The sequence below is a fragment of the Streptomyces sp. NPDC100445 genome (assembly GCF_044759735.1).
Taxonomy (GTDB): Bacteria; Actinomycetota; Actinomycetes; order Streptomycetales; family Streptomycetaceae; genus Streptomyces.
The window spans coordinates 1,224,122-1,230,593 of record NZ_JBIVZV010000001.1 but is presented as its reverse complement, the minus strand read 5'-3'; the positions used below and the strand labels follow the sequence as shown (position 1 = coordinate 1,230,593).

General features: G+C 73.9%; 6 protein-coding genes. All 6 read left to right on the top strand.

The genetic code is table 11. From position 1 onward, the window contains the following. Positions 1–667: beta-ketoacyl reductase (locus tag ACIQVT_RS05400; protein ID WP_403747803.1), on the top strand; the 667-nt coding region annotated here is incomplete at its 5' end. 40 nt (positions 668–707) lie between these two features. After that, positions 708–1,505 (top strand): arylamine N-acetyltransferase, encoded by a 798-nt coding sequence (locus ACIQVT_RS05395; RefSeq protein ID WP_403747800.1) that lies wholly within the window; start codon positions 708–710, stop codon positions 1,503–1,505. Positions 1,506–1,561: 56 nt separating this feature from the next. Then, positions 1,562–2,905, top strand: coding sequence for an NAD(P)/FAD-dependent oxidoreductase (locus tag ACIQVT_RS05390; RefSeq protein ID WP_403747796.1), 1,344 nt, complete (start codon positions 1,562–1,564; stop codon positions 2,903–2,905). A gap of 113 nt (positions 2,906–3,018) precedes the next feature. Continuing rightward, the gene (locus tag ACIQVT_RS05385) at positions 3,019–4,098 is read left to right on the top strand and encodes a 3-dehydroquinate synthase family protein (protein ID WP_403747792.1); all 1,080 of its coding nucleotides are present in this window, start codon (positions 3,019–3,021) and stop codon (positions 4,096–4,098) included. Further along, positions 4,095–5,513, top strand: coding sequence for a 3-deoxy-7-phosphoheptulonate synthase (locus ACIQVT_RS05380; RefSeq protein ID WP_403747789.1), 1,419 nt, complete (start codon positions 4,095–4,097; stop codon positions 5,511–5,513). The genes ACIQVT_RS05385 and ACIQVT_RS05380 overlap by 4 nt, the downstream gene beginning before the upstream one ends. After that, entirely contained in the window at positions 5,510–6,436 is a 927-nt protein-coding gene (locus tag ACIQVT_RS05375; protein ID WP_403747785.1) for a shikimate dehydrogenase family protein, read from the top strand. Before ACIQVT_RS05380 ends, ACIQVT_RS05375 begins: the two co-directional genes overlap by 4 nt. Positions 6,437–6,472 lie beyond the last annotated feature (36 nt).

Genomic DNA, 6,472 nt, shown 5'->3' with positions numbered 1-6,472 from the left:
CGCCTGCATGGACGGGCTGATGTCGGTCCGTCGGGCGGCCGGGTTCCCGGCGCGGTCGCTGGCCTGGGGGCTGTGGGAGCAGAGCACCGGCATGGCGGCCGGCACCGACGAACTCACCCGCGGCCGGCTCAGCCGCCGCGGCGGTGTCCTCGCCCTCGGCCCCGCGGAGGGCATGGACCTGTTCGACGCGGCGCTGGGCAGTGACCGGACGCTGCTCGTGCCGGCCAGGCTCGACCTGCGCGGACTGCGTGCCGACGCAGCCGCCGGCACGGCCGTACCGCCCCTGCTGCGCGGGCTGGTCCGCGCCGGCCGGCAGGCGGCGCGGACCGCCGTCAGCGGTGACGAGCGGCGCCGGCTGGCCGAACGCCTGGCCGGGCTGCCGGCGGCCGAGCGGGCCGAGACCCTGCTGGAGCTGGTGCGTACCCAGGTGGCGGTCGTCCTCGGCTACGCCGCCACCCACCGGATCGACGCCGACCAGGGGCTGTTCGAGATCGGCTTCGACTCGCTCACCGCGCTCGAACTGCGCAACCGGCTCGGCGAACTGACCGGCATCAAACTCGGCGCGGGCCTCGTCTTCGACCATCCGACCGCCGCGATGATCGTCGCCCACCTGGCCGAACGCCTGTACGGCGAGGACGCGCCCGGGCCCGTGGCCCTCTCCGTCTGAGGCGTCCACCCACCACCCCACCGAAGGAGCAGCTCACCGCATGTTCGACGTGGACGCCTACCTCCGCCGCCTCGGCTGGCCCGGCCCGGACCCGAACCCCGACCTCGACACCCTGCGCACCCTGCACAAACGGCACCTGATGACGCTGCCGTACAACATCGCCGGACAGGGCTTCGCCGACGGCGTCCACCTCGTCGACGTCGACGAGGACGCGGTGTTCCGCACCGGCGTCCTGGAGGGGCTGGGCGGCACCTGCTTCCAGCTCAACCGGCTCTTCTTCCGGCTCTTGTCCGAACTGGGCTACGAGGTCACGCTGCTGGCCGCGAGCACCGCCGAGGGCCGGGAGAACTTCGGCACCGAGATCGAGCACATGTTCATCCGGGCCGCCGTCGACGGCCAGGAGTGGCTGGTCGACGTCGGCTACCCCGGCCCCTCCTACCTCGAACCGCTGCGCGTCGGCGACGAGGTGCAGACCCAGTACGGCTGCCAGTACCGGCTCGTCGGCGCCGACGACGGCACCACGGCCGTGCAGCGGCGCGGCCGGGTGACCCGGTGGGGCACCGTCTACACGTTCCGGCCGCGGGCCCGCCGGTGGCAGGACTGGAAGGAACTGGAGGACCGGGCCCGCGCCCACCACGCCACCGCCTCCCCGGACGACGGCGGAGGCATCCTGTGCGGCCGGTCGTTCGACAACGGCCAGGCCGTCCTCAAGGGCCGCCGCTACCTCGTCGTCCGGGACGGCCGCGAACGCGTCCGCACCGTCGTCGACGACACCGAACACCGCAGGCTCGTCACCGCCCTGCTCTCCGGCGACCTCCGCCCGGGCGACCTCACGTGATCCGAACAAGGACCAGCCGAACCCTCGGCACCAGCCAGAAGACGGAAGGACACCTCATGGGGAACAACTCGGCCGACGTGGTCGTCATCGGCGGCGGACCGGCCGGCGCGATCAGCGCCTACGTACTGGCCAAACAGGGACACTCCGTCGCGCTCCTGGAGCGCGAGGAGTCCCCGCGCTTCCACATCGGCGAGTCACTGCTGCCGTACATGATGGGCCTGTTCGACCAGATCGGCATCCGGGAGGCCGTCGAGACCCAGGGCTACGTCCCCAAGACCGGCGGCGAGTTCATCGACCCGACCGAGAAGAAGTTCTTCTCCGGCGTGTTCCGCGCCGACTTCGGCAAGCAGGGCGACGGCCGCTACGACCGGGCGTACCAGGTCCAGCGGGCCCGCTTCGACAGCATGCTGGTCGAGGAGGCCGGCAAGGCGGGCGCCGAGGTGCACCTGGGTGCCACCGTCGGCGATCTGTTGATGGACGACGACCGCATGACCGGCGTCCGCTACACCAAGAACGGCGAGGAGCACGAGATCCGCTCCCGGTACGTCATCGACGCCAGCGGCCGCGCCGGCCGCGTCGCCCACAAGTTCGGGCTGCGCAAGACACTGGAGAAGCTGCGCATGGTCGCGGTGTTCCGGCACTACGCGGGCCTGGACGAACGCCACAACCTCGGCGTCGAGGGCGACATCCAGGTCGGCGCGCACGGTGACGGCTGGGTGTGGGCCATCCCGCTGTCGAAGGACGTCATCAGCGTGGGCACGGTCATGCCCCGCGACGTCTTCCGCGCCTCCACCCCGGAGAAGGTCTTCGAGGAGCACCTCGCCCGGGTGCCGCGCATCACCGCCCGGCTGACCGGCACCCGCCCCGTGATGGACCTGAAGGTCGAGGCGGACTACTGCTACCACGCCGACACCGTCACCGGACCCGGCTGGGTCATGGTCGGCGACGCCGGCTGCTTCGGCGACCCCATGTTCTCCGGCGGTGTCCTCGTCGCCTCGGCCACCGCCGTCCGTGCCGCCGAGACCCTCGGCGAGGCCCTGCGCAGGCCCGAGGAGGCCGACCGGCTGATCGAGGAATACGCCAACTTCTTCAAGACCGGCTACGACACCTACATCCGGCTCATCCACGCCTTCTACGACGGTGAACTGGTCGCGGTCGCCGCCGACGCCGGCCGCACCACCGACCGCGACACCCTGGAGCGCTACCTGATCCGGCTCATCGGCGGCGACTTCTGGAGCGAACACAACGCGGTGGCCCAGGAGATGCGCCGCCGGACCGAATGGGACACCTTCGCGCCGTTCCAGCGGATCTACGGCTGCCCGTCCTACCCGCACCTGGACGAACAGGACCGCAAGGAACGCGCCGAGTCCCGGGTCCGGCGGGTCACCGCCGGCCAGTAGCCTGCCGGAGCCAGCCCCGCCTCGGGCTCCCGGCCGCGGTACCCCCGCCGGCCGGGCCCCTGGCGGCCGACCCGAGTCCCGAGCGACCGAAGACTGGACAAGGTGAAGCGGAAGTGACAGAACGAGTCCCGGTGCGTTTCGACGACCGGTCCTACGACGTGCTCATCGGCCCCGGAGTACGCTCCCGACTGCCCGCGGTCATCGAGGAACTGGGCGCCCGGCGCGTCGCCGTGGTCTCGGCCCGCCCCGCCCCGTGGGTGCCCGACACCGGTGTGGAGACCCTGCTGCTGCCCGCGCGGGACGGTGAACCGGACAAGACCCTCGCCACCGTCGAGGCGCTGTGCGCCGCGTTCGTCCGGTTCGGGCTGACCCGCTCCGACGCCGTCGTCTCCGTCGGCGGCGGCACCACCACCGACGTCGTCGGTCTGGCCGCCGCCCTCCACCACCGGGGCATCCCCGTCGTCCACCTGCCGACCAGCCTGCTCGCCCAGGTCGACGCCAGCGTCGGCGGCAAGACCGCCGTCAACCTCCCCGAGGGCAAGAACCTCGTCGGCACCTACTGGCAGCCCGCCGCCGTCCTGTGCGACACCGACTACCTGACCACGCTGCCCGCCCGCGAACTGCGCAACGGGCTCGGGGAGATAGCCCGCTGCCACTTCATCGGCGCCCCCGGCCTGCACGGGCTGCCGCTGACCGAGCAGATAGCGGCCGGCGTGACGCTCAAGGCCGGCATCGTCTCCGCCGACGAACGCGACTCGGGGCCCCGGCACCTGCTCAACTACGGCCACACCCTCGGCCACGCCCTGGAGGCGGCCACCGGCTTCGCCCTGCGGCACGGCGAGGCCGTCGCCGTCGGCACCGTCTTCGCCGGCCGGCTCGCCGGCGTCCTCGGCCGCATCACCCCCGACCGGGTCCGGGAGCACCAGGAGGTGGTCGCCGCCTACGGGCTGCCCACCGCGCTGCCCGACACCAGCGACCCCGGCGCACTGATCGCCCTGATGCGCCGGGACAAGAAGGCCCGCTCCGGGCTCACCTTCGTCCTCGACGGACCGGCCGGCGCCGAACTCGTCGCCGACGTGCCCGAGCCCGCCGTCGCCGAGGCCCTCTCCCGGATGGAACGCGCCCCCCTCGACCGGCTCCTCGCCGTCACCCAGGCCGGCGGCGCGGCGGGAACGGAGACGGCGGTGACATGATCCCCACACCACGGTGGCCGCCGGACACCCCGGCCCGGACCCGGCGGCGGGCCGTCGAACGCGGCCTCGCCGACCGGCTCGACGCGGCGCTGGCCAGGCCCGCCGCCCAGCAGCCCGACTGGCCCGACCCGGCCCGCGCCCGGGCCGTGGTACACCGGCTGAGCACCGGCGAACCCCTCGTCACCCCGGCCGAGACCCGGCGGCTCCTCGACCGCCTCGCAGCCGTCGCCCGCGGCGAGGCACTCCTGCTCCAGAGCGGCGACTGCGCGGAGACCTTCGCCGACAGCACCGGCCCCCACCTGCGGGGCAACCTGGCGCTGCTGCGACGGATGGCACTCGTCCTCACCCACGGCGCCGGCCTGCCCGTCGTCACCGTGGCCCGCGCCGCCGGCCAGTACGCCAAGCCGCGCTCCGCACCCGAGGACGGCCACGGGCTCCCGGCGTACCGCGGCGACATCGTCAACTCCGCCGAGGCGACCCGCACCGCCCGCACCCCCGACCCCGAACGCATGGCGCGGGCCCACGCCCACGCCCGCGAGGCGATGACCGTGGTCCGCCGGCTCGCCCACGGCGAACTCGCCGACGCGCACGCCCTGCACGAGGAGAACCGGCGTTTCGTCGCCACCGTGCCGGGCGGCCGCCGGTACGCCGCCCGATGCGCGGAGATCGGCCGCGGCCTGCGCTTCATGACCGGCGTCGGCCCCCCCGCCCCCCGGCTCGGCGAGATCTTCACCAGCCACGAGGCGCTGCTGCTGGACCACGAACGCACCCTGCTCTGGATGGACGCCGGTGGGACGGAACCCCGGCTGTCCAGCGGGCTGGCCCACTTCCTGTGGATCGGGGAACGCACCCGGCAGCCCGACGGCGCGCACCTCGCCTTCGCCGAGCTGCTGAGCAACCCCGTCGGCGTGAAGATCGGCCCCGGCACCACACCGGAACAGGCCGTGGAGTACGTCCGCCGGCTCGACCCGCACGGCGTGCCCGGCCGGCTCACCCTGATCAGCCGGATGGGCCACGACCGGGTGCGCGCGGTGCTGCCGCCGATCGTGGAGAAGGTCACCGCCTCCGGCCGCCAGGTGATCTGGCAGTGCGACCCCATGCACGGCAACTCGCGCACCACACGCGCCGGTTACAAGACACGGCACTACGACCACGTCCTCGACGAGATCACCGGGTTCCTCGAGGTGCACCGGGCCCTGGGCACCCACCCCGGCGGCCTGCACCTGGAGGCCACCGGCGACGACGTCACCGAGTGCGTCGGCGGCGCCCGCCGACTGGCCGAGACCGACCTGCCCACCCGCTACCGCACCGCCTGCGACCCCCGCCTCAACGCCGAACAGGCCATGGAACTCGCCTTCTCGGTGGCGGAGCTGTTCGCGGCCGGCACGCCCACCAGCCCGGAGACACCACGATGACCGACACCCCGCGCCCGGCCGCGACCACCGCCACCGACACCCGTGCCGGCGGGGACACCCCCCGGCAGACCCTGGTCGGCGGGAACACCCGGCTCTACGCCGTCCTCGGCGACCCGGTCGGACAGGTCCAGTCGCCCGGCCTCCTCAACCCGCTCTTCGCCCGGCTCGGCATCGACGCCGTGCTGGTCCCCGTGCACGCCCGCCCCGCCGACCTGGAGACCGTCGTACGGGGACTCCAGCGCGTCGGCAACCTCGACGGCCTGTTCGTCACCGTCCCGCACAAGACGGCCGCCGCCCGGCTCGCCGACCGGCGCAGCCCCACCGTCGAGATCACCGGCAGCGCCAACGCGCTGCGGCGCGAGAGCGACGGCGCCTGGCTCGCCGAGAACTTCGACGGCTGCGGATTCGTCACCGGCCTGACCCGGGCGGGCCACCCGCCGCACGGCGCCCGGGTGGCCCTGGCCGGCGCCGGCGGGGCCGGCAGCGCCATCGCGGCGGCCCTGCTCGACGCGGGCGTGGCCCGGCTGACGGTCACCGACCCCGACACCCCGCGGCTGACCGCACTCGTCGACCGGCTCGCCGCCCACTGGCCCGGCCGCGTCCACACCGGCGGACAACTCCCGGAAGACACCGACATCGCCGTCAACGCCACCCCGCTCGGCCTGCGCCCCGACGACCCGCTGCCCTTCCGGCCCCGGGAACTGCGGCCCGGCACCGTCGTCGCGGACATCATCATGAAACCCCGCGACACCCCGCTGCTGCGCGAGGCCGCCGCCTCCGGGCTCCCCGTGCACCACGGCAGCCACATGCTCACCGGCCAACTCGACTCCTACCGGGCGTTCTTCGACCTGCGCGCCCCTGAACCGCCCACCCCCGCCGACTACCAGACCGAGGGATGGAAGGGCCCGCGCACCGCCACCTAGGCTGAGGACGGCCAGCACCGCGCGAACCGTCCGGAC